This is a genomic window from Cobetia sp. 1AS1 (assembly GCF_029846435.1).
GTDB lineage: Bacteria > Pseudomonadota > Gammaproteobacteria > Pseudomonadales > Halomonadaceae > Cobetia > Cobetia amphilecti.
The window spans coordinates 26,025-48,603 of record NZ_JARWKU010000005.1 but is presented as its reverse complement, the minus strand read 5'-3'; the positions used below and the strand labels follow the sequence as shown (position 1 = coordinate 48,603).

Genomic DNA, 22,579 nt, shown 5'->3' with positions numbered 1-22,579 from the left:
GAGGCGTGCTGACCGGCCGGCCAGCACGCGCAGGCTCAGCCCAGGCAGACGTCGGTATCGAAGTACTTGTTCGAGAGCGCCGTGCAGGTGCCGTCCGCATAGACCTGATGGATGGCGCCATCGAGCGCCTCTTTCAGCGCGCCATCTTCCTTGCGTACCCCGACGCCGGCACCGATGCCGTAGGCCTCGTGCTGCGGCGTGGTCGCCTTGATCTCGAAGTTGCTGGCCTCGTCACGCTTGACCAGTGCGCTCATGGCGATCTCGTCGGCCAGAATCACGTCCACGCGCCCGGACAGCAGATCACTGTTGACCTGCTCCTGCTGGTCATAGAGACGCACATCGACGCCAGTGCTGCGCAGCGCTCGACGCGCGAAGTTGGCGTGGGTGGTCGCCGCCTGGGTGCCGAGTATCTTGCCGTCGAGGCCGTCCGGAATCTCGAGTTCGAGATCCTTGGCGGCCACGTAGGCGCCGGGCGAGTTGTAGTAGGGGATGCTGAAGTCGATGACCTTCTCGCGGGCCTTGGTGATGGTCATCGAATTCATGATCATGTCGATGCGACCGGCCTTCAGCGAAGGGATGATGCCGCTCCAGCCGGTCGGGGTGATCTCGCACTCACGCTGCATGGCGTCACAGATCGCCTCGGCCAGCTCCACTTCAAAACCGGTCCACTCGCCGCTGGCGGAGGTGTAGGTGAAGGGCGGATAAGGTTCCGCGGAGATACCGATCTTGAGGGTGTCGGCGGCATGCACCTGAGCGGCGCCCAGCGTCAGTCCACCCACCGCCAGTCCCCCCATCATCAGGGCGCCGGCCAGCTTGCGCAGCGCAGAGGTGGGAGCAGAGGTGAAAAGAGCAGAGGTGGAAGTGGAATCAGAGGCAGGCGTTCCGCGCGCGGTCAGTGAAGGTGTCTTGGCAGCGAATCCAGCATCGTTCATCAAGGTCATCAGGCCATCTCCTGGCTGTTGTTGTGGGTCCATCTACGTCATGGCGGGGAGGTCCATGCCGGGGTGATACAGGCGGAGCTCAGGCGGCCGGTGCGATGAAGCGGCGGCAGCGCTCGTGCTCGGTCTGCTCGAAGACCTCCGCCGGGCTTCCGGCCACGCCGACCCTACCCTCATCGAGGAACACGATCTGATCGGAGACTTCTCTGGCGAAGGCCATCTCGTGGGTCACCATCAGCATGGTGCGGCCCTCATCGGCGAGGCTGCGGATGACGCCGAGCACTTCACTGACCCGCTCCGGGTCCAGCGCAGAGGTCGGCTCATCGAAGAGCAGCACGCGCGGCTCCATCGCCAGCGCACGCGCGATCGCGACCCGCTGCTGCTGGCCGCCGGAGAGAAAGGCCGGATAGCTGTCGGCGCGTTCCAGCATGCCGACACGTTCCAGATAGTGCTCCGCGATACGCGTCGCCTCGCGGCGTGACATGCCCTTCACGCGCATCGGCGCCTCGGTGACATTGCCGAGCACGGTCAGGTGCGGCCACAGATTGAACTGCTGGAAGACCATGGTGACCTTGGAGCGCAGGCGCTGGATCTGACGACGATCCAGCCCGATGAGGCCGCCACGGCTGTCGCGGTCGAAGCGCACATGCTCATCGGCGATCGACAGCTCGCCCCGGTCGGGGCGCTCGAGCAGGTTCATGCAGCGCAGCAAGGTGCTCTTGCCGGAGCCACTGGCGCCGATGATGGTGGTGACGGTGCCTTCCTTCACGCGCAAGGACACGTCGTGCAGCACCGCCAGATCACCGTAGTGCTTGACGATGTTGCTGGCTTCGACGACGACCCGATTCGAGGCAGCGCGTGCGGGTCTTGCCTTGGCGTCCGGGCGCGCCTGCGGAGGCTGGGAGATGCCGTCACTGTCTGCATTCTTCGAGCGGGTCATGGGAGATACGTTCGAGGGCGAGATAGTCATGAGCGACTCACAAGTGGGTGGCTGTGGCTGGCGTGAAATGGGCGATCGTGCAGCCGCTAGCGGCGTGACGCACCCTGCTGGTGCGGCGTGATGCTGCCGGGCCTGACGGGCGATGCGCGGATGAGGCCTGTCTTGCCGCGGCGGGCTGCGCAATCGGCGATCGAGCTGCAATCGAGCGAACGACTATTGATACACTTGTATAGCAAGAGGCGTTCCACATTGCGATTTTCCACGCCAGAGGCATGGCAAGCAGGGTCGTGGTTCACGGATTGCGCGCCCTGGACGCGACGTGGCCTGGGCGCTACGAGGCTCAAGCAATACGAGGCCATGGGCGGGAGCCATCCCTCGGCGCCCGCCCAGGCCGTCAAGGCCGTCAAGGCGGCAGCAAGGCTAGGTCAGCCTCACAGGCTGGCCTTCACGGCGGCCAGGGCATCCTCGCCATCGCGCGTGGTCACGTCGGCGAGAAATTTCGCCAGCCGGTCTGGATTGGCGGCCAGCCAGTCGTGCGCCACCTCATCGAGGTCACGCTCCTTCAGGCTGTAGTCGAGGATGAAGCCGCTCTGCTCTTCGGAGCTGAAGACCAGCTGATCGAGGAAGCGGGCGAGGTTGGGATTGGCTTCGGCGTAGGCGGTGCGCACGACGGTCTTGACGTCACTGGCGCCATTGTCGGGGCCGAACACCGACTCCGGATCCTCCAGGATATGGGTGTCGAATTCCGGCACCATCCAGTGCGGTGTCCAGCCGTAGAAGGCGATCCAGCGTTGCTCGCGCTGGGCGGCACGCACCTCGCTGAGCATGCCGGGCGTCGAGGACTCCATCGCATCCCAGTCGCCCAGGCCATAGACATCATTGTCGATGGCGCCATTGAGCATGTCGCTGACGGTGGAGCCGCTTTCGATGGAGTAGACGGTCTCGTCGAATTGCTCGGCGTGGGCGGCAAGGTCCGCGGCGCTGTGGATGCCGGCCTCGTAGACATAGCCCGGCACCGCGAAGCCCATGCGGGCGCCGGTGACGTTGTTGCCGAGATCGGTGATCGCGCCGGCGGCCATGGCCGCGTCATAACTGTCTTTCTGAGCAGGCAGCCAGCCAGCGAGGAAGGCGTCGCTGTCGCCGGTGGTCAGGGTGTTGTAGCCGACGGTGGAGCTGACTTCCTGTCGCTCCACGTCGTAACCCAGCGGAGCGAGGATCTGGGCAACGATCTCGCTCTTGACGGTGACGCCGGGCCACGGCGGCACGATCAGCGTCAGCTCGTCATCCTTGTCCTGGGCCGAGGCTGCCAGGCTAGCCGTGCCGAGCAGCAGGGTCGCGAGGGCAAGCAGACCACGGCGGGCGCCGTGCTTCGTCGTACATGTCAGGGGGTACGGGGTGGTGGTCATCGTGTCTTTCCTTGTCGGTTCCGGTCGCGCCGGGCCTTGTTGTTGTCGGGGCTGAAAGGCTTCGTATATGGCGGTCGTCGTGCGTGTCCATCGCTCACGGCGCTGTCGTTGTCGTTGTCGTTGTCGTTGTCGGCGCTTGTGTCTTCTCCGCCCTGCTGCGCCGCGGGCTGCGTGACAAGCGATTGATTCGTTGGAACTTACCCTCAGGCAGAGTACGCCTTCAGCGAGCATCGGCCTGCCTGACCTGGCCCTTCTCAAGTTCTGGCTCCGGCACCAGATCCGGCAAGCCGCCGAAGGGCGCACGCGCCATCACGCGCTCCAGCATCGGGATGAAATGCTCGAGCGGCAGGGTGTCGTATTCGGGGTCGAAGCTGGTCTGGTCCCACTCGTCACAGAAGCGCACGGTGCGCTCATAGGCGGGATGCCCGGCATGTGCCTCGCGGGCGTGGCGGTCCTGACCGAAGAATTCGCGGTAGTGATAGCCCTGGAACAGCTCGTGATGACGAATCATCCAGGTGTTCAGCGGGTCGATGAACGGCTCGAGGATACCGGCGGCGATCTCGGCATGATTGGCCGGTGCCAGGTCATCGCCGATGTCATGCAGCAGCGCGCAGACCACCATCTCCTCATCGGCACCAGCGCGCAGCGCGCGGGTGGCGGTCTGCAGGCAGTGTTCGTAGCGATCGACCGGATAGCCGTGGTGGTCGCCCTTGAGGCGCCCCAGATGTTCAAGCACACGCCGGCAGGCATCGGACTGATATTCCCGGAAGCGCGCATCGATCAGCGCCCACTCGGCATGCGTGCTTTCCTCGAAACTGCGGAAGCGGGCCTGCTCGCTCATGCGCTGGCCTCCTCATTGGCGAACTGACCGGCGAGCTGATCGGCCAGCAGCAGACGGCGGCTGGCGGTGGAGTCGCGGTCCACGTAGCCCTGGCGCATATGGCGGATGCCGCCTTCCAGCTGGAAGGCGCTGCGACCATGGAACAGCCGGTAATTGTCCATGATCAGCATCTGGCCCGGTGCCAGCTTGAGGTGCAGCGTGAAGTCGTCACCGGAGATCAGGCGATAGAACGCCTGGCGGGCAGCGTAGTAGCGACGCAGGGTCGCGCCGGGCAGCGCCGGCACCCGCTCGGTGCGGTTGGAGAAACGTACTCGGGCGACCTGACCACGGCTATCCAGCTCGATCAGCGGGCCTTCGCTCTCCAGGCGCGTGGTGGCGTCGTGGTAGCGGAAGCCGGGGGTGACTTCTGTCAGGCAGGCGAAAGCCTCCGGGTCTTCACGGCGCAGGTGCTCTGCCGCACTGAAGCCATCCACCAGCATGCTGTCGCCGCCCTGGGCCGCGTTGCGCAGACAGTGCAGCCAGATATAGCCCGGAATCGGGTCGCGGTAGGGATTGTCGGTATGCGGCTCCAGCCCGCGCTGGGTCATGGTGAGGTCATAGGCATTGGCGACGGATTTCACGTCGGCGATACCGCCCCAGTTGGTGCGCCGCAGCGGCCCGATACGGTGGATCAGCCCCTGCATGCCGTCCTCCGTGTCCGGCACGCCGCTGACGCGCACGAAGCCGAAGCGCTGCAACTGCTCGAGCATGTCCAGCAAGGCCGCGTCATCCTCCAGCGCCGCCGCGAAGTCGGCCTCGGGCAGCTGGGCGAGATTCCCCTGCCAGAAGGTCATGCCCTGATAGGCCTCGGAGGGCTGACACTCCGCCAGCAGGGCCGCCAGCGAGAAGCTCGCCGCATGGCCGTCACTGAAGGCCAGTGACAGCGTGTCGCCATCCAGCTGCGCCCGAGTCAGGCTCAGGTCCAGCGGCAGGTCCGCCGCCTCGATCAGGCGCTGACCGGTGAGGGAGTCGAGCGTCGTTTCATCGGGACTCCGCTCACGCAGCCAGAGCGCCTCGAGGGTCAGATCGCCCTCGGCGTGGCTCAGATGCAGTTGTTGTCCATGATCTTTCAGGCTGACGGAATGCGGGCTGCTGGGCACTCGATGATCTCCACGGCTGAGGGAGCGGCACTGTTGTCTTTCTGGTCAGGTACCTGCTCGCGGATGCTGGTGCGACGCTGAGTCTCCTTCTACCTTAATCACTTCAGCCAGAGCGGGTTGATATTATTGGACGTATATTTGATCAAATTGGCCATATGTCAGACCAGCAGACGACAACAAGCGGCCGTGGCAATGCCACGGCCGCTTGTGTTGTAAAACGTCTGTCGGGAGATCAGTCGCTCAGGTGCAGCACCTGACCATTGAGGGAGCGCCCGGCGCCACCGGCCAGAAAGCGCGCGCATTCCGCCACGGCGTCCGGTCGGCTGCCCTCCGGGCACAGCAGATTGGCGCGTACCTTGTCCGGCGCGCGTGACGCCAGTCGCTGGATCAACTCACTCAGCGCCGCCTGTGCCATGGCAGTGCCGTGATGCTCTTGAGAGGATAGCTGCGAGGACAGCGACGAGGACGGCTGCGAGGGCAGCGGTGGTGCCACGGCCAGCAGGCGTCCGCCGTGGCGCAACATGCGCGCACAGGCCGCCTTGAGCAAGGCGCCGGGGCCGGCAACCTGCGCGACCAGACAGGCTTCCAGCGACTGCCCGGCCATGGCCTGCGGCGGCATGCAGACCAGCACGTCGAGGCGCCCGAGACGTGCCACCAGTGTCTCGAAGCAGCCCTCGCCGACCACCTGGCCGAAGCGGTCCGACTGCTCGCCGCCCAGTGCATCCAGCACGCGTTCGAGGTCCGCCGGCGCGGTGCCCATCAGGGCGATGATGGCGCCATCTTCCAGGAAGGTGCGCGCCATGGCCTCCAGCCACTCCCCCTGCCCCGCAATCAATACCCTGCGTCGTGGCAGCATTTCATTCTCCCTGATAGAACCCCCGAAGGGTCACCCCTGCGGACCTCACGCCGTATAGCGCTGCTCAGCTCTCTGCTCAGCTCTCTGCTTACCCAGACATCACCTCCCTGTGATGTCCGGAGTGGCGTGCGTCAGGGCATCAGCCCCGGCAGCCACAGCACCAGCGCAGGGAACAGCATGCACAGGATCAGACCCGCCAGCTGCAGGCCGACGAAGGGCAGAATCGAGCGATAGATGGTGCCGATGGACACCTGCCCGGCGGTGATGCCCTTGAGGTAGAACAACGCATAGCCGAAGGGTGGCGTCAGGAAACTCGTCTGCAGGTTGATGGCGACCAGAATCGCGAACCACACCAGCAGCCCCTGGCCGGAAAGCCCGAGCCCGAAGTCCAGCGCCTCGACCACCGGCGCCACCAGCGGCAGCACCACGAAGCTGATCTCGATCCACTCGAGGAAGAAGCCGAGCACGAAGATCAGCCCCATCAGCAGCAACAGCAGGCCGTAAGGGCCAAGGCCGGTGCCGGTGATGACATCCTCGATCAGGTAGTCACCGCCGAGGCGCTTGAAGACCACCGAGAAGCAGGTCGCGCCGATGACGACGAACAGGATCATCGCGCTGGTCCGCGAGGTATCGCGCAGCGTGTTACGCAGGGTGGAGAAGGACAGTCCGCCCATCACCAGCGCCAGCAGCAGGCTGCCACCCGCGCCGATGGCCGCGGCCTCGGTGGGCGTGGCGATACCGGTCATGATCGACCCCAGCACCGCGACGATCAGCACCATCGGGCCGAGCAGGTCACGCAGCAGCGCCAGCGGCAGCGGTGTCTTGTCGGTGCCGAGCAGCGACTGGTCCGGCAGCGGTGCCCAGTCCGGGCGCAGCTTGGCGGTGATCAGCAGATAGGCGACGTAGAGCGCGCCGAGCATCAGCCCCGGAATCAGCGCCGCCTTGAACAGCGCCCCCACCGAGATCTGCAGGATGGAGCCCATCAGCACCAGCATGATCGAGGGCGGAATCAGGATGCCCAGGGTGCCGGAGGCCGCGATGACCCCGCAGGCCATCTCGGCCTTGTAGCCCTGCCCCAGCATCACCGGCAGCGCCAGCAGGCCCAGCATGACCACCGAGGCACCGATGATGCCGGTACTGGCAGCCATCACCACGCCCAGCAATGCCACCGAGACGGCCAGACCGCCATGCACGCGACCGAACAGCCGCTGCAGTGTCATCAGCAGATTGCGCGCCACGCCGGAGCTTTCCAGCATCAGCCCCATGAACACGAACAGCGGAATCGCGATCAGCAGCCAGTTCTCGATCACGCCGCCGAAGATGCGCGAGCCGACGGTGCCGAGAAACGGCAGCGGGATGTCGCCGATGAAGGCGAACAGGATGCCCAGCCCGCCGAGCAGAAAGGCCACCGGGTAGCCGGAGAAGATACCGATCAGAAGTGCCACCACCATGGTGATGGGCAAGGCGTATTCAGCGAGCATTGTCATGGCTCCCGTCTGCATGATTCTGGGGTGCCGTGGCGTCGGTGGTCGCTTGCGCAGCATTCTGCTGATCCGCAAGGCCGGCCAGACTGGCAATCTCGTGGTCCTTCAGGCGCTCAGGGGTGCGCGCCGGGTCGAACAGGCAGGCCAGATTCTCGAAGATCTGCCCCAGCGCGCCGAGGGCGAGGAACACCAGCCCCGTCGGCAGCATCGCCTTGATCAGGTAACGGTCCACCAGACCGCCATAGTTGGACTTCTCGCCGGACATGTAGGACATGGTGACGAAGTGCTTGGACAGCCAGGCGATCAGCAGACAGAAGGGAATCAGCATGATGAGGTGGCCGAGGATATCGACCACGGCGCGTCCGCGCGGCGAGAGGCGCTGATAGAACAGGTCGACCCGCACATGCGTATCGCTGTGCAGGGCGTAGGTGCCACCGAAGAGCGTCAGCAGACCGAACAGGTGCCATTGCAACTCGGTGACGGAATTGATGGTGATCGCGGTGCCGAACAGCAGCACGTCGGGCGACCCCCAGTTGGCGATTTCATTGATGCCCAGGGCGTTGAGCGTGACGGTGGTGAGCACGGCCAGGATGATCGCCAGACCCAACCAGCTGGTCAGGCGACCCAGCCACAGCCCCAGGCCGACCAGCGGTCGACCCAGGGCGTCACACACCGCCCCGCCCTGTGCCCGCCAGGGCGCAAGGCGGGGGTCGGTCATTGGGCGCTACCCTCGTCAGCGTTGTCTGCCTGCTTCATGGCCATCGGCTGCGGCATGGCCTGCAGCTCGTACCATTCGTCGATCAGTGCGGCGTGCTTCATCAGCGAATCGTAGGCCTTGGCGAAGTCAGGATTGGTCTGCTTCTCTTCGGCCAGCACTTCACCCCAGGCTTCCTGCAGCGCGGTCATCACCGGCTCCGGGAAGCGCTTGACCTCGACACCCTTCTCCTCGAGCTCGTGGATTGCACGCACCTGAGCCGGCGGCGCTTCGGCCATCGCCCACTGCAGGGTCGCGCGGCAGGCAGTCTGGAACTGCGCCTTGCGCTCATCGCTGTAGCTGTCCCACACCTGCTGGTTGATCAGCAGCGAGAACCAGCTGGCGCTCTGGTGCCAACCCGGGAAGTAGTAGTACTTGGCGACTTCATTGAAGCCCATCGCCTGATCGACCTGCGGCACCGAGAACTCGGTGGCATCGACACGGCCACGCTCCAGCGCAAGATAGATCTCGCTGCCCGGCACCAGCTGAGTCGAGGCGCCCAGCTTGTTGAGCACCTTGGCGCCGAGGCCGGAGATGCGCATCGACAGGCCCTTGAAGTCCTCCGGCGAGTTGATTTCCTTGTTGTACCAGCCGCCGGTTTCCTGCGGCGAGATGAAGCACGGCAGCACCTTCACGCCGTAGGGGTCGTAGGCGGCCTGCACAAGCTCGGTACCCTCGCCGGCCCACATCCAGGACATGAAGGCTTCCGGGCTCGGGCCGAACGGCAGTGCGCCGTAGAGATTGGTGATCGGCACCGTGCCGGCCCAGTAGCCCATCCAGTCCCAACCGGCCTGGATGGCACCGGAAGACACGGAGTTGAAGACTTCGAAGGCCGGCACCAGGTCCCCCGGCTCGTGCACGCGCAGGCCGACTTCGCCGCCGGTCGCGCTCTTGAGTTCCTCGGACAGGCGCACGGCACCGGCACCGAGGAAGTTCTTGGTCGAGAAGGTACTGGCGACGTCGAGCTGTTTCGGCCCTTCCGCCTGGGCTGGCGCGGCGGCCATCAAGGTCGTGGTGGCCACGGCCGCCGCAATGGCAGCTCCGAGGCGCAGGCGGCGGGTCGGCGTCGATTGATACGGCGTGGCGTGTTGCGACATGGTGCGGCTCCCTGATTTGTTGTTGTGCTCGCTGGTCGTACGGCTTGTGGCTTGCTGGACATGAGCCACGTTGCAAGATGACGCTTACGTCAACTTACCCGATGACAACGCAAGCGGCTGACCACGCCACAACAACGTCAATGATTTCAGAGAGCTACGAGGGGAAGGCCCGCGCGAGGCGACTCACCGCGCCTTGAGCGACAGTATCGGCTCACGTCAGCGTCCGGAAAGCCGGACACTCAGGCCGCCAAGGCTGCGACCAAGGTCGCGCGCTGTCATGAATTCTGTCTACGACTCCAGTCGAATATGCCGATAGAGGAATGCAGACCCCATGCGGCTATGCAGGACGTGGGGTGGCGAGAAACGCAAAGCGTCCGGAATTCCGGTCACTGACCGAATTTCCGGACGCTTTGGCCACTCGTTGGTGACGGGAAGGTGAAATGCCTGTCGATCAGGGCATTTCGGCCAACAGGTCATGCCGGTTGAGCTTCTCGTAGAGCGAGGACTTGGCGATGCCAAGCTGCCGAGCGGCGCGGGTGCGATTGCCCTCGGCGGCGCGCAGCGCATCCTCGATCAATTGGCGCTCCGCCTGAGCCATCGCCTCACGCAGCGTGGTCGGCGTGGTATGCAACTCCCGGGCGGTTGTGGACGACTCTGACGCTGAAGCGGGTGTGGACAAGTCGCTTTGATGGGTAGCGGCATGCCGGGCACCGATGGCATCCGGCAGATCGGTCGGTTGGATATGGCTGCCGCCCAGATAGAAGGCGGCTTCGAGCACGTTTTCCAGCTCGCGTACGTTGCCCGGCCAGTGATGCGCACACAGGCGTTCGAGAGCGGCTTCGGAGAGAATCGGCGGGCGGCGGCCACTGCGGCGCGCCAGGCGTGACAACAGGTGCGTGGCCAGGGTCGGCAGGTCGTCGCGGCGATCGCGCAGCGGCGGCACCTTCAAGGGCACCACGTTGATGCGATAGAAGAGGTCTTCGCGGAATTCGCCGCTCTCGACCAGCGCTTCCAGCGGGCGGTGAGTCGCGGCGATGACACGCACATCGACACTAACCAGACGGGTCGCGCCAACCGCCTCGACCTCGCGGTCCTGCAGTACGCGCAGCAGCTTGGCCTGCATCGCCAACGGCATGTCACCGACCTCATCGAGAAACAGCGTGCCGCCATCCGCGAGCTGGAACTTGCCGGGCTTGCCGCCGCGCTTGGCACCGGTGAAGGCGCCTTCTTCATAGCCGAACAGCTCCGCTTCCAGCAGCGCTTCGGGAATCGCCGCACAGTTGAGCTTGATGAAGGGGCCCTTGGCACGCGCCGAGCTGCGGTGCAACGCATGGGCATAAAGCTCCTTGCCGGTGCCGGACTCGCCACGGATCAACACCGAGGCACCGCCGGGGGCGATCTTGCGCACCTTGCAGGCAAGTTCCCGCATGGCGGGCGAATCGCCGATGATGTCACTCAGCTGCCAGCGAGCGCCGGTGGGGGTTTCCAGCGCCTGACGGTAATAGTCCACCTCCGCTTCCAGCGCCTGAACCTGAGCATTCACCTGCCGCCATTCCCAGGTGTCGTGATAGAGCACCGAGCCGATGGCGCCGATCAGCTCGCCGTCGCGGAAGATGGGGTAACGGTGGGCAATCATGTGGTGGCCACGAATCAACTGCAGCTGGGCAAGCTCTGCGCGTCCGCTCTCCAGCACCTCGTGCATGCGGGTGTTCTCGATCACCTCGCTGACATCGCGTCCCAGCACCTCGCTGGCCTCGACGCCGAGAAACTCGGCATAGGGCGCATTCAGAAACTGGATACCGCCCTGGGCATCCACCACCACGACCCACTCCTCCACCGCATCCATCGCGGCACGCAGCAACTCGCGGCGCGCCCGCTCCAGATGAATCGAGGTGGCAGGTAGATCATCACGCAGCGGGGCAGTCATCTTCTCCCCGCCCACCGCGCCTGACACAGGCATCTGCTGAGTCATCACCGCTCTCCCTTGGCGTGTCCGGTCATCGTGGGCAGCCATATCCCTCTGCCACCACACCCGCCGGATCTGATTGTTATGAGCTGCGCCATCGCGCAGCCAGCGTCCGGAAAACCGGACACCACCCACAGCATCGGCCTACCGCCGCCAAGGATCAACGTAGCCAGTGGTCGTAGAACTTCCCGACGCCAGTGCCTCTGCTTTCTCATGCTCGTTTTATGGGCATGGACAGAGACGAGGGGGCCAGAGATCCTGCCCAGGAAATGCAGCCCAGAAACAAGAAAACCCCGCCAAAGCGGGGTTTTCTTGATCACATCTGAAATTACTGAATATATTTATCCAGGGTATTCAACAAGCGATCCTTGAACAAGAATATATCTTTAATATCTTTGATTTCTACTCTATCCGCTTCATCATCAAAGAACTCAACTCTTTTAATGCTTTTACCGTTAAAGCGAAGGCGACAGATCGGCTTGCGATTATTATCATCAAGCAAAATACCGCAATAACTCTTGGTATCACGCATAACAACACGTTCAATATCGACCTTATCGCACACCAAAGCTCGCACGATATTATAGGCGTCAATTTCCTCTTGCGTGGTTTCGATACCGTCTTCTGGCTCTGCCTCTTTTTCAGCAGGATCGCTTCTCATGACATCGCTAACTGACAGGTCACTGGAGTTAAGCGCTTTCTTGAGTCGAGTATCTACCTGTTCACGAATAAACTGTTGAATCGCATCATAAACGGTTGGCTTGAACTCACTCACGACACTTTGTGTCATACGTCCTTCGTAGACACGGGACACGATAAATTTCACAAAGTCTTCAGGCACATCTGTAATGAGAGAAGAAAACTCTTCTTGTATAAGCGAGATATACTTCAGCTGACTCGCAGAACCAAGGATATTATCAACCTCAAAATCACTCTTGCTGAATTTCTTCAATTCCTCTAAATCACGATCATTATGATCTAGCAGATCGAAGCGGAAGAAAGGCTGATCGTCAAGCTTATTCCTGTCATCCAAGTCCGAGAAGAAACGGTACTCCACACCATTTGTGAGTACGCCAAAACGTGCAGGAGTCACACTAAAATAACGATAAAGCTGAGTGAAGTGAGCTTGATCAAGGTTCATACCTAAAGGCTTACACTCGATCAAAACTGAGATCTCGCCATCTTTCATGATGGCATAATCTACTTTCTCACCCTTTTTCTTGCCTATGTCGGCGATATACTCGGGGATGACCTCGCGAGGATTAAAAACGTCATACCCCAATATCTGCAACATAGGCAGTATTAACGCAGTCTTTGTGGCTTCTTCCGTTGTAATGTGAGAACTTTCATCGCGTGCACGACGGACCAATGGCTGGAAACGTTCTATCAAGCTCATTTTTCTTCTTCCCTGTGTAAAAGCTAGCGCTTATATTTTTGCCTTAATAAGTATAACTGTCAAAGTTAATAACAAAAAACCCCGCCGAAGCGGGGTTTTGATGATTGCTTTAATGGTGCGTCGCGTTAATGCGCTTCTTCCCAGTTGTCGCCTTGCTCGACTTCGACGAGCAGGGGGACGTCGAGGGAGGCGGCGTTCTGCATGCGCTGCGCGACGTCTTTCATGAAGTCTTCGACCTGCGCTTCGGCGACTTCGAAGACGAGTTCATCGTGTACCTGCATGACCATCATGGCGTCGTATCTGTCGGCACCGTCGCTGCCCGCCAGCCAGGCGTCCACGTCGATCATGGCGCGCTTGATGATGTCGGCGGCGCTGCCTTGCATCGGGGCGTTGATGGCGGTGCGCTCGGCGGCGCTGCGACGCGCGTGATTGCGTGAGCCGATTTCTGGCAGGTAGAGACGACGGCCGAAGATGGTCTCGACGTAGCCCTGCTCGGCGGCGAGCTGACGCGTGTCTTCCATATAGGTGGCGACGCCCGGATAACGCTCGAAGTAGCGCTCGATGTAGGTCTTGGCCTGGCCGGGTTCGATATCCAGCTGGCGCGAGAGACCCCAGGCGGACATGCCGTAGATCAGCCCGAAGTTGATGGCCTTGGCGCTGCGACGCTGGTCACTGCTGACACGCGATTCCTCGGTGCCGAAGACTTCAGCGGCGGTGGCGGCGTGCACGTCGCGGTTGTCGGCAAAGGCCGAGAGCAGACCCTTGTCACCGGAGAGGTGCGCCATGATGCGCAGCTCGATCTGCGAGTAATCCGCCGCGACGATGCGATAGCCGGGGCGCGCGATGAAGGCCTGACGGATACGACGGCCCTCGTCACTGCGCACCGGGATGTTCTGCAGGTTCGGATCAGACGACGACAGACGCCCCGTGGCGGTGACGGCCTGATGGTAGCTGGTGTGCAGGCGACGCGTGGTCGGGTTGACCAGCTGCGGCAGCTTGTCGGTGTAGGTGCTCTTGAGCTTGGTCATGCCGCGATGGCGCATGATCAGCTTGGGCAGCGGGTAGTCCAGCGCCAGCTCCTCCAGCACCGCTTCGGCGGTGGACGGCGCGCCCTTGGGCGTCTTCTTCTTGACTGGCAGCTTCTGCTCCTCGAAGAGGATCTCGCCCAGCTGCTTGGGGGAAGAGAGGTTGAACTCGCGGCCCGCAAGCTCAAAGGCCTGCTTCTCGATGTCGTGGATCTGCTCGGTCAGCTCGCGGGTCTGGACGTGCAGGCGCTCGGGGTCGATCGCGACACCGTTACGCTCGATGCGCGCCAGCACCGGAATCAGCGGATATTCGAACTGACGCAGCACTTCATCCAGACGCCCCAGTTTCTCGATGCGCGGCATCAGCAGCGCGGCGAGACGCAGGGTGATGTCGACATCCTCGCAGGCATACGGCATCGCCTCTTCCAGCGCGATCTGATCAAACGTCAGCTGCTTGGCGCCCTTGCCGGCGATGTCGGTGAAGCTGATGGTGCTCTCGCCCAGATACTTGAGCGCCAGCGAGTCCATGTCGTGACGGGTCGCGGTGGAATTGAGCACGTAGGACATCAACATGGTGTCGGCCAGCGGGCCGGCCACCGCGATGTCATAGCGCGCCAGCACCTCGATATCGTACTTGAGGTTCTGGCCGATCTTGGTGATGGCGGTATCGGCCAGAATCGGCGTCAGCGCTTCCAGCACGGCCTGGCGCTCCAGCTGCGCGGGAGCATCCAGATAGCTGTGAGCGACGGGAATGTAGACGGCCTCGCCGACTTCCAGCGCCATGCCGATACCGACGATCTCGGCTTCCATGTAGTTGAGGCTGGTAGTCTCGAGATCGAAGCACAGCGAGGTGGCGTTGCGCACGCGCTCGAGCCACGCATCCAGCTCGGCCTGCTCGGTGATGGCGCGGTAGTTGCGCTCTTCACGCGGCGGCAGCGCATCGGGCATCTCGTCGCCCTCTTCCGCCGCTTCCAGATCAGGGGTTGGCGCAGCGGCGGTCTTGCCCTTGCCTGAGGCCTTTTCAGCGACCGGCGCGATGCTGTCACCGAACAGGTCACTGCCGGCGACTCCGCTGTCCTTCTCGTCGGCATGCGGCGTGGCCGCCATGTCGCCGCCTTCCAGCAACTCCTTCAGCCAGGCGCGGAATTCCATCTCCTTGTAGAGCTCGACCAGCGCGGCGGTGTCCGGCGCGGCGATCGCGAGGTCATCCAGGCCATATTCCAGCTCGCAGTCCAGCTTGATGGTGGCGAGACGGTAGGAGAGATAGGCATCTTCACGATGCGCTTCCATCTTCTTGGCCAGGGTCTTGGCGCCGCGGAAGCTGAGCGCCTTGATGCGATCGAGATCGCCGTAGATGGTGTCGAGGCCGCCTTCCATGCCCTGCAGCAGGCCCAGCGCGGTCTTCTCGCCGACGCCCGGCACGCCGGGGATGTTGTCGACCTTGTCGCCCATCAGCGCGAGGAAGTCGATGATCAGGTTCGGCGGAATGCCGAACTTCTCGGTGACGCCGTCCACGTCCAGCGTCTCGTTCTTCATGGTGTTGACCAGGGTGATGTGCTCGTTCACCAGCTGGGCCATGTCCTTGTCGCCGGTGGAGATGACGGCGTCACGCCCGGCCTCGGTCGCCATGCGCGCCAGGGTGCCGATGACATCATCGGCCTCGACGCCTTCCACGCACAGCAGGGGCAGGCCAAGGGCGCGCACGCAGGCATGCAGCGGCTCGACCTGCAGACGCAGGTCATCCGGCATCGGCGGGCGCTGGGCCTTGTACTCGGGGTACATGTCGTCGCGGAAGGTCTTGCCCTTGGCATCGAAGACCACCGCCATGGGGCTGTCCGGGTACTGGCGGATCAGGCTCTTGAGCATGTTGATCACGCCCTTCACCGCGCCGGTGGGCAGGCCCTTGGAGGTGGTCAGCGGCGGCAGAGCATGAAAGGCACGATAGAGATAGGAAGATCCATCGACGAGAACGATCGGCGTGGCGGCCATGAGCAGTCGCATCCGTAGGCTGAAGGGTGAGCTTGGGGCAAGCAGAGTCGGGGCCGAAAACCTCTCGGCAGCTATGGCTGTCATGATACGCAAGGGCTGCGGCGAGGCACAGTCGCCACCCTCGGCGCGTGTGTCTTCTGCGCCCGGCATTGATGGCGGGAAGTCGTGCACACTGCCGGCAAGGGACGTAAACTGCGCCCATCAGGCAAGGTTTCAGGCCAGCGCCGATTCGCTTGTCTTCTGCACGGGTACGCACCGGGTGCTTGCTCGCAGGCACCCTGCCTGCAGGCCCCTTGCTCACAGAAATTTTGCACGCGGAACCTGATACAGGCTGCGCTTGTGTAAAGGAGGATTGTCATGCGCTCGACTGCTTCCATTGCTCCGCATTCCCTGCTGCGCCTGCCCACGCTGCTGGCCACCGGGCTGCTGCTGGCCGTCACCGCCCTGAGTGCGCCGCTGGCCGTCGCCGAGAGCGAGGCCCCCAAGCCGCAGATCACCAGCCGTCAGCAGGATGACCGCCAGCTGCGCGAATACCGCGTCAATGGCCATCTCTATGCCATCGAGATCATCCCCAAGGGCGGCGCGCCCTTCTTCCTGCTCGACAGTGACGGCAACGGCAACTTCATCAAGTCCAGCGTCACCAGCGCCAGCCAGCTCAAGGTACCCGGCTGGGCACTGAAAAAGTGATAAGCTCGGCATCTGGTTCACGCGACAGCTGAGCCAGCAGCGACAGGCGTCACGCCCGCGGCACATCTCTTGCCCCCGGGCGTGGCGGCATCCTTCCTGCATACCTACAACAACTCCTGTCAGCGCATTGCCGCCGTTTCGCTCCGGCGGCGCGCCACTGGCGGGGCGGACACATTTCGGCGAGAAGAGTCACCCATGGCAGTCTTTACCCCCCTGAGCGACGCTCAGGTCGCAGAATTTCTGGCAGAGTACGACGCAGGCACGCTGACATCGCTTGAGGATGTCGCGCACGGCACCGAGAACTCGACCTTCTTCGTCACCACCGATCGCCGCGAGATGGTGCTGACCCTGTTCGAGCAGGGCGAGCATGCGGAACTGCCCTTCTTCGTCGAGCTGCTCGACTTCCTCGCCAGCCACAAGCTGCCGGTGCCGGGCCCGCTACACGACCGCGACGGCCAGGCGCTCAAGGTGCTGGCAGGCAAGCCGGCGCTGCTGTTCCCGCGTATGCCGGGCAACTGGCCGGTCTCGCCCAACGTGGCCCAGTGCCGCGAGATCGGCGCGGCGCTGGGGCGCATGCATGCCGTCTCGCAGCATTTCACCGGCCACCGCCCCAATACCCGTGACCTGCACTGGATCAAGCCGATGCACCACAAGGTGCTGGCGTATCTGAGCCCGGAAGACCAGGCGCTGATGGCCGACGAGATCGATGTCTGCGAAGACGTCTTCAGCGGTGTCGAGCTGCCGCAGGGCGCGCTGCACGGTGACCTGTTCCGCGACAACACCCTGTTCGACGGCGATCGTCTCGGCGGCATCATCGACTTCTACAACGGCTGCACGGGCGACCTGATCTTCGATCTGTCAATTCTGGTCAATGACTGGTGCTCCAATGACGATGGCCATCTGGACCAGGCGCGCTATGACGCCCTGCTCAGCGCCTATCTCGCCGAGCGCCCGATGAATGCCGACGAACGCCGCCTGTGGCCGAGCATGCTGCGCATGACCGCGCTGCGCTATTGGCTGTCACGCCTGCTGGTGGTCTACGTGGACCCGCCCGCCCACAGCCTGACGCCGAAGGACCCGGCACAGTACCGCCAGCTGCTGGGTCGCCGCATCGAGGAAGGCGCTCTGCCGCTGCCCGAGGCCACGCAACCGGCCTGATCGGCACCTTCCGTACTCACCAAGTCGTCAAAGCAATTGCCTGCTGGCCCCCAGCAGGCATAATGCGCCCTCTGAGCGCCCGCATTCCTGCGGGCGTCATTGTCTTCTCCGACGCTGCCCACACCTGTTGAGCACCGCCGGGCTTGCCTTCACGCCGTCCATCTCCGGAGACCGCGATGACCTCCTTTGCAGCCGAAGCACGCCGCACCTACAACATCGACCAGTGGGGCAGCGGCTATTTCGACGTGGGCCAGGATGGCCTGACACTGGTGCGCCCGCATGGCGAGCCGGGCACGCCTGCGCTGCCGCTGATCTCGCTGATCGACAAGGCGCGAGCCCAGGGCCTGCGCCTGCCGCTGCTGGTTCGCTTCGCCGATATCCTGCATGACCGCGTCGAGCAGCTGTGCGCCGCCTTCGATGCCGCCATCAGCTCGCGCGGCTATGGCGCCAGCTACACCGCCGTCTACCCGATCAAGGTCAATCAGCAGCGTCGCGTGGTCGAGGAACTGCTGGCGACCAGCGAGCGCTCACGCGGGCGTGTCGGCCTGGAAGCCGGCAGCAAGCCGGAACTGCTCGCCGTGCTGGCGCTGTCGGACAGCGGCCCGTCGGTGATCGTCTGCAATGGCTACAAGGACCGCGAATACGTGCGTCTGGCGCTGATGGGCGAGAAGCTCGGCCACCGCGTGCATCTGGTGGTCGAGAAGGCCAGCGAGCTGGAACTGGTGCTGGAAGAGGCACAGCGCCTGGGCGTGCGTCCGCGCATCGGCCTGCGCGCGCGCCTGGCCACCATCGGCAAGGGCAACTGGCAGAACACCGGCGGCGAGAAGTCCAAGTTCGGCCTGACCGCCAGCCAGATCGTCGCGCTGGTCGAGCGTCTGCGCGAAGTGGATGCGCTGGACTGCCTCAAGCTGGTCCACTTCCATCTTGGCTCCCAGATCGCGGACATCAGCGATATCCAGCGCGGTCTGGCCGAGTGCGCGCGCTTCTATCAGGGCCTGCACGAGGCTGGCGCCGGCGTGGAAATCGTCGATGTCGGCGGCGGCCTGGGCGTGGACTACGAAGGCACCCGCTCGGAAAGCGCCTGCTCGCTCAACTACTCGATGCGCGAATATGCCGACTATGTGGTCGGCGCCTTCCACGCCGTCTGCGATGCCCATGACCTGCCGCATCCGCACATCATCTCCGAATCCGGCCGCGCCCTGACCGCCCATCATGCGGTGCTGGTGACGGACGTGATCGGCGAGGAGCGCGTGAACCTGCCGCTGCCCGCACGCCGCGAGGACGATGCCCAGATCGCCGCGCTGTGGGCGCAGGCCGCACGACTGGAAGGTCAGCTTGAGCCGCGTGAGCTGGTGGAGATCTACCACGCCGTGGTGCACGCCCAGCATCAGGTGCAGGAGCGCTTCGTGATGGGGCTGGCGAGCATCGCCATCCGTGCCGAGGCCGAAGCCATCTACACCAACGTGTGTCGCAGCCTGGCCGGGCGTCTCGATGCGCGTCAGCGTTCGCACCGCGCGGTGCTCGATGAGCTCAACGAGAAGCTGGCCGACAAGCTGTTCGTCAACTTCTCGCTGTTCCAGTCGCTGCCGGACATCTGGGGCATCGAGCAGATCTTCCCGATTTTGCCGCTGACCGGTCTCGACCGCGCGCCGACACGACGTGGCGTGATTCAGGACATCACCTGCGACAGCGATGGCCGCATCGACACCTATGTGGATGACCAGGGCCTGGACGCCACCCTGCCGCTGCCGGAATGGCATGCCGATGAAGAGAAGCTGCTCGGCTTCTTCATGGTCGGCGCCTATCAGGAAATCCTCGGCGACCTGCACAACCTGTTCGGCGATACCGATTCCGTGGATGCCAGCCTCGACGACGATGGCCAGTGGCAGCTTTCCCATGCGATTCAGGGTGATAGCGTGGCGCAGGTGCTGCGTTACGTGAACTTCGACCCGGAGCAGCTGGCCGCACGCCTCGCACGTCAGCTCAAGTCATCCAACCTGAATGCGCTGGAACAGGCAGACCTGCTCGAAGACCTGAAGGCCGGTCTCGACGGCTATACCTACCTGGAGAGCTGAGACTTGTGCGAGGCTCGGGCCCTGGCTCAATGAACCGAGCCCGCATGGAACAGCTTCAAAAGCTAAAGCCCAGACAGCAAAAGCCCCTGCCGGTGACCCGGCAGGGGCTTTTCTTTTTCAGAACTCGCTCAGGGCTGCTGTCTACATACTCTGGGCTGTCTCAGCCCCAGACGTCATACCACGCCGCGCGTGCGTGTCTCGACACGCAACAGCTCGCCGCTGCCATCCGGGGCATCCAGCGCGAGTGCCAGCGCCTGATCCGGATTCAGCTCGCCGACGCCTTCCGGTGTGCCGGTCAGCACCACATCGCCGGGCAGCAGGGTGAAGCTGTGGCTGATCTCACTTAGCAGACGCGCGACGGAGAACAGCATCAGGCTGGTATCCGCCTGCTGGCGCTGTTCGCCGTCGATGGCGAAGCGATAGCGCAGCGCCTGGAAATCCACGCTGCGCAGCTCGCCATCGGCATCGCGCCAACGCGACCCTTCCAGCGCCACAAAGGAAGACAACGGACAGCTGCCATCGAAGGCCTTGGCCAGCTCCCACGGCTGGCCCTTGGCCTTGAGCTTGCTCTGGCGCTCACGCAGGGTCAGATCCAGTGCCAAGCCCATGCCGGCCAGTGCTTCCAGCGCCTCTGCTTCGCTGGCTTCACACAGCGGCTTGCCGATCAGCAGCGCCAGCTCGGCCTCGTAATGGTACTGGCCGCGACGCCGCGAGATCGCCAATGGCTTGTCCATCGGCGTCACGCTGGTGGCGGGCTTGATGAACAGCAACGGCTCGCTGGGCACTTCATTGCCGAGCTCCGCGGCGTGGGCTGCGTAATTGCGGCCGACACAGACCACCTTGCCGAGGTCATGAGCGAAGACGCGACCATCGCTGAAACGCGGGGTGAAACGCTGAGCAAGCGGCATGCAGAACTCCTGTCGGGGCGTGATGGAGGATCAATGAAAGACGATCAATGAGAGATATCGCAATGATACGTCGCCCCGACAGCCTGCCACTACCACACCAACGTCCGAGATTTCGCCGCCTGAGCGCAACCCGGCGTTGTGCAGTTCAGTTCACTTCGATCTTCAAAGCTCAGCTTTCAAGCTTGGTCTTCCACTTCAGTCTTCAAGCTCGGTCTTCCACTTCAGTCTTCAAGCTCGGTCTTCAACTTCAGTCTTCAAGTTCATCCCAGCCACCATCGAGACGGTGCGCGAGAAACTCCGGGCGCGGACGCGCGGCGGCAAAGGGTGCCTGCATCGCGTTGTCGACACGGTTGTAGACGAAGAAGGCGTTGCTGCGCGGGTCCGGCGACATGTTGGCGTTGGAGCCATGCAGCGTATTGCAGTCGAACATCAACAGACCACCGGCGGCACCGGTCGGTGCTTCGATACCACGTTCGGCGATCAGCTCGCTCAGTGCTTCACGCGAGGGCACACCGACCTTCTGGGCCTGCAGGGATGACTTGTGGTTGTCATCCGGCGTCTCGCCCAGGCAATGCACGAAGACTTCATGCGAGCCGGGGATCAGCATCAGCGGGCCATTGAAGTGGTGATTGTCGGTCAGGATGATCGAGGCGCTGACCGCGCGCATCTCCGGCATGCCATCCTCGGCGTGCCAGGTCTCGAAGTCCGAGTGCCAGTTGAAGCCCTTGCCCTCGAAGCCCGGCTTGTAGTTGATGCGCGACTGGTGGAGATAGACATCGCCCCCCAGGATCTGGCGCGCGCGATCGACCAGGCGCGGGTCTTCTGCCAGTTGGCGGAAGCGCTCGGACAGGAAGTGCACGGCGAAGATGGAGCGAATCTCGCGGCTCTTGGGCTCGGTGATGGTGAAATCACGCCCCTGCCACTCTTCGTTGTCGAGCAGCGCTGCCAGCTCGGTCTTCAGCGCCTCGACTTCCTCCGGCGTCAGGAATTCCGGCTCGAACAGGAAGCCGTCACTCTTGAAACGCTTGAGCTGCTCGGCGCCCAGCGGACCCTCATCGGCACGCGAGTGCACGACGGGCTCACGGCGCTTCTGCCACAGATGCTCCGGCGGCTGGCTCAGGCGCGTCGGATAGGCGTCTCTCGAGTGATCGGACCCTCGGTCGCTGCCCGACTTGTCGAGATAGGCTTCCGGCGCCTGATCACGGTCGGCATTGGTCTGACGGGCGTCCAGCTGCTGGTTGGAGGCTTCTGCAGCGGCGCTGACGTTGCCACCATCGGTCTGCTCATGCTGGCGTTGCTTGGATGAAAGAGCAGAAGTGGCGTTGTACGAGGTCATATGGCGTGAAGCTGTCATCATGCTCTCCTTAAGGCATCAATGTCTTGCATTGAGGAAAGTGGAATCTGGCGTTCTAGCATGCGGCTTGCCCGCACTGTCCCACCTATGGGCCATACAACAGACTTCAACCCCGAGATTCATGAAATAAGCATAGAGATCTGATCCGCAACATCGTTAAAAGACCATCCAATCTCACACCACACCCGCCATCACCCTTCTCAAGAAAACATGAGGCTGCCTGTGCCTCGCGGATGACAAATTCCTTCAGTCATCCCCTCTCGCCAGTCCCGACTCATCCTGTTGCCACGAATTCTCATCTTCCGTGAGACAAGCAGCTTAATCAGCGACTCATCACTGGCACCACGCCCGTGGTATTTCCCCTCACTTCGCTTCGCCATTTGCAAAACGCATCGCACGCAACATTGCGCATTAATGCGTAAGTGTCTGTGAAATATTGTGAAATTGTTTGGCACGCTTCGTGCCCTTTAGAAAACACGGCAGAACAACTGATAGAGACATATCAGAGAAAAAATAACGGCGCAGGATCATGCGTCACACCAGGGGAACTTCCAGCATGTTTAAGC

At 63.0% G+C, this 22,579-nt stretch carries 17 protein-coding genes; 3 read left to right on the top strand and 14 right to left on the bottom strand.

Annotated features, from left to right (window positions below):
• Window positions 1-35: 35 nt before the first annotated feature.
• From QD280_RS10240 to polA, 12 genes are all read right to left on the bottom strand, one after another.
• Complete coding sequence (locus tag QD280_RS10240) at window positions 36-941, bottom strand: transporter substrate-binding domain-containing protein (protein ID WP_279839154.1); 906 nt, start codon at window positions 939-941, stop codon at window positions 36-38.
• 79 nt (window positions 942-1,020) lie between these two features.
• A complete protein-coding gene (locus QD280_RS10235) occupies window positions 1,021-1,878 on the bottom strand; it encodes an amino acid ABC transporter ATP-binding protein (protein ID WP_279839151.1) in 858 nt (285 codons plus the stop codon).
• Window positions 1,879-2,309: 431 nt separating this feature from the next.
• A complete protein-coding gene (locus tag QD280_RS10230; RefSeq protein WP_279839150.1) occupies window positions 2,310-3,284 on the bottom strand; it encodes an ABC transporter substrate-binding protein in 975 nt (324 codons plus the stop codon).
• 220 nt (window positions 3,285-3,504) lie between these two features.
• A complete protein-coding gene (locus QD280_RS10225; protein WP_279839149.1) occupies window positions 3,505-4,125 on the bottom strand; it encodes an HD domain-containing protein in 621 nt (206 codons plus the stop codon).
• The gene (locus QD280_RS10220) at window positions 4,122-5,237 is read right to left on the bottom strand and encodes a TauD/TfdA family dioxygenase (protein WP_279839275.1); all 1,116 of its coding nucleotides are present in this window, start codon (window positions 5,235-5,237) and stop codon (window positions 4,122-4,124) included. The genes QD280_RS10225 and QD280_RS10220 overlap by 4 nt, the downstream gene beginning before the upstream one ends.
• 259 nt (window positions 5,238-5,496) lie before the next feature.
• Entirely contained in the window at window positions 5,497-6,120 is a 624-nt protein-coding gene (locus QD280_RS10215; RefSeq protein ID WP_054555228.1) for a hypothetical protein, read from the bottom strand.
• Between the two features lie 131 nt (window positions 6,121-6,251).
• On the bottom strand, window positions 6,252-7,601 hold the full coding sequence (locus QD280_RS10210) for a TRAP transporter large permease subunit (protein ID WP_054555227.1): 1,350 nt from the start codon (window positions 7,599-7,601) through the stop codon (window positions 6,252-6,254).
• Entirely contained in the window at window positions 7,591-8,322 is a 732-nt protein-coding gene (locus QD280_RS10205; RefSeq protein WP_279839148.1) for a TRAP transporter small permease subunit, read from the bottom strand. The genes QD280_RS10210 and QD280_RS10205 overlap by 11 nt, the downstream gene beginning before the upstream one ends.
• A complete protein-coding gene (locus QD280_RS10200; RefSeq protein WP_082388171.1) occupies window positions 8,319-9,455 on the bottom strand; it encodes a TRAP transporter substrate-binding protein in 1,137 nt (378 codons plus the stop codon). Before QD280_RS10200 ends, QD280_RS10205 begins: the two co-directional genes overlap by 4 nt.
• Window positions 9,456-9,906: 451 nt before the next feature.
• Window positions 9,907-11,427, bottom strand: coding sequence for a sigma 54-interacting transcriptional regulator (locus QD280_RS10195; protein ID WP_279839147.1), 1,521 nt, complete (start codon window positions 11,425-11,427; stop codon window positions 9,907-9,909).
• Between the two features lie 322 nt (window positions 11,428-11,749).
• The gene (locus tag QD280_RS10190) at window positions 11,750-12,817 is read right to left on the bottom strand and encodes a type I restriction endonuclease (RefSeq protein WP_279839146.1); all 1,068 of its coding nucleotides are present in this window, start codon (window positions 12,815-12,817) and stop codon (window positions 11,750-11,752) included.
• A 125-nt stretch (window positions 12,818-12,942) separates the two neighbouring features.
• Complete coding sequence (gene polA / locus QD280_RS10185; RefSeq protein ID WP_279839145.1) at window positions 12,943-15,831, bottom strand: DNA polymerase I; 2,889 nt, start codon at window positions 15,829-15,831, stop codon at window positions 12,943-12,945.
• 357 nt (window positions 15,832-16,188) lie between these two features.
• On the opposite strand from polA, the gene QD280_RS10180 reads away from it, so the two are divergent.
• From QD280_RS10180 to speA, 3 genes are all read left to right on the top strand, one after another.
• Window positions 16,189-16,518, top strand: a complete 330-nt coding sequence (locus QD280_RS10180) for a DUF2782 domain-containing protein (protein ID WP_082388170.1) — start codon at window positions 16,189-16,191, stop codon at window positions 16,516-16,518.
• A gap of 195 nt (window positions 16,519-16,713) precedes the next feature.
• Entirely contained in the window at window positions 16,714-17,676 is a 963-nt protein-coding gene (locus QD280_RS10175) for a homoserine kinase (RefSeq protein ID WP_279839144.1), read from the top strand.
• Between the two features lie 176 nt (window positions 17,677-17,852).
• Window positions 17,853-19,751, top strand: coding sequence for a biosynthetic arginine decarboxylase (gene speA / locus QD280_RS10170; protein WP_054555224.1), 1,899 nt, complete (start codon window positions 17,853-17,855; stop codon window positions 19,749-19,751).
• A 173-nt stretch (window positions 19,752-19,924) separates the two neighbouring features.
• On the opposite strand, the gene QD280_RS10165 is transcribed toward speA, so the two are convergent.
• Window positions 19,925-20,659 (bottom strand): fumarylacetoacetate hydrolase family protein, encoded by a 735-nt coding sequence (locus QD280_RS10165; protein WP_279839143.1) that lies wholly within the window; start codon window positions 20,657-20,659, stop codon window positions 19,925-19,927.
• Between the two features lie 247 nt (window positions 20,660-20,906).
• Complete coding sequence (thpD, locus tag QD280_RS10160; RefSeq protein WP_347881965.1) at window positions 20,907-22,013, bottom strand: ectoine hydroxylase; 1,107 nt, start codon at window positions 22,011-22,013, stop codon at window positions 20,907-20,909.
• Window positions 22,014-22,579 lie beyond the last annotated feature (566 nt).

Coding starts and splice junctions, on each gene's coding strand:
- QD280_RS10240 (WP_279839154.1), bottom strand. CDS start 941: ATGACCTTGATGAACGATGCTGGATTCGCTGCCAAGACACCTTCACTG.
- QD280_RS10235 (WP_279839151.1), bottom strand. CDS start 1,878: ATGACCCGCTCGAAGAATGCAGACAGTGACGGCATCTCCCAGCCTCCG.
- QD280_RS10230 (WP_279839150.1), bottom strand. CDS start 3,284: ATGACCACCACCCCGTACCCCCTGACATGTACGACGAAGCACGGCGCC.
- QD280_RS10225 (WP_279839149.1), bottom strand. CDS start 4,125: ATGAGCGAGCAGGCCCGCTTCCGCAGTTTCGAGGAAAGCACGCATGCC.
- QD280_RS10215 (WP_054555228.1), bottom strand. CDS start 6,120: ATGCTGCCACGACGCAGGGTATTGATTGCGGGGCAGGGGGAGTGGCTG.
- QD280_RS10210 (WP_054555227.1), bottom strand. CDS start 7,601: ATGCTCGCTGAATACGCCTTGCCCATCACCATGGTGGTGGCACTTCTG.
- QD280_RS10205 (WP_279839148.1), bottom strand. CDS start 8,322: ATGACCGACCCCCGCCTTGCGCCCTGGCGGGCACAGGGCGGGGCGGTG.
- QD280_RS10200 (WP_082388171.1), bottom strand. CDS start 9,455: ATGTCGCAACACGCCACGCCGTATCAATCGACGCCGACCCGCCGCCTG.
- QD280_RS10195 (WP_279839147.1), bottom strand. CDS start 11,427: ATGACTCAGCAGATGCCTGTGTCAGGCGCGGTGGGCGGGGAGAAGATG.
- QD280_RS10190 (WP_279839146.1), bottom strand. CDS start 12,817: ATGAGCTTGATAGAACGTTTCCAGCCATTGGTCCGTCGTGCACGCGAT.
- polA (WP_279839145.1), bottom strand. CDS start 15,831: ATGGCCGCCACGCCGATCGTTCTCGTCGATGGATCTTCCTATCTCTAT.
- QD280_RS10180 (WP_082388170.1), top strand. CDS start 16,189: ATGCGCTCGACTGCTTCCATTGCTCCGCATTCCCTGCTGCGCCTGCCC.
- QD280_RS10175 (WP_279839144.1), top strand. CDS start 16,714: ATGGCAGTCTTTACCCCCCTGAGCGACGCTCAGGTCGCAGAATTTCTG.
- speA (WP_054555224.1), top strand. CDS start 17,853: ATGACCTCCTTTGCAGCCGAAGCACGCCGCACCTACAACATCGACCAG.
- QD280_RS10165 (WP_279839143.1), bottom strand. CDS start 20,659: ATGCCGCTTGCTCAGCGTTTCACCCCGCGTTTCAGCGATGGTCGCGTC.
- thpD (WP_347881965.1), bottom strand. CDS start 22,013: ATGACAGCTTCACGCCATATGACCTCGTACAACGCCACTTCTGCTCTT.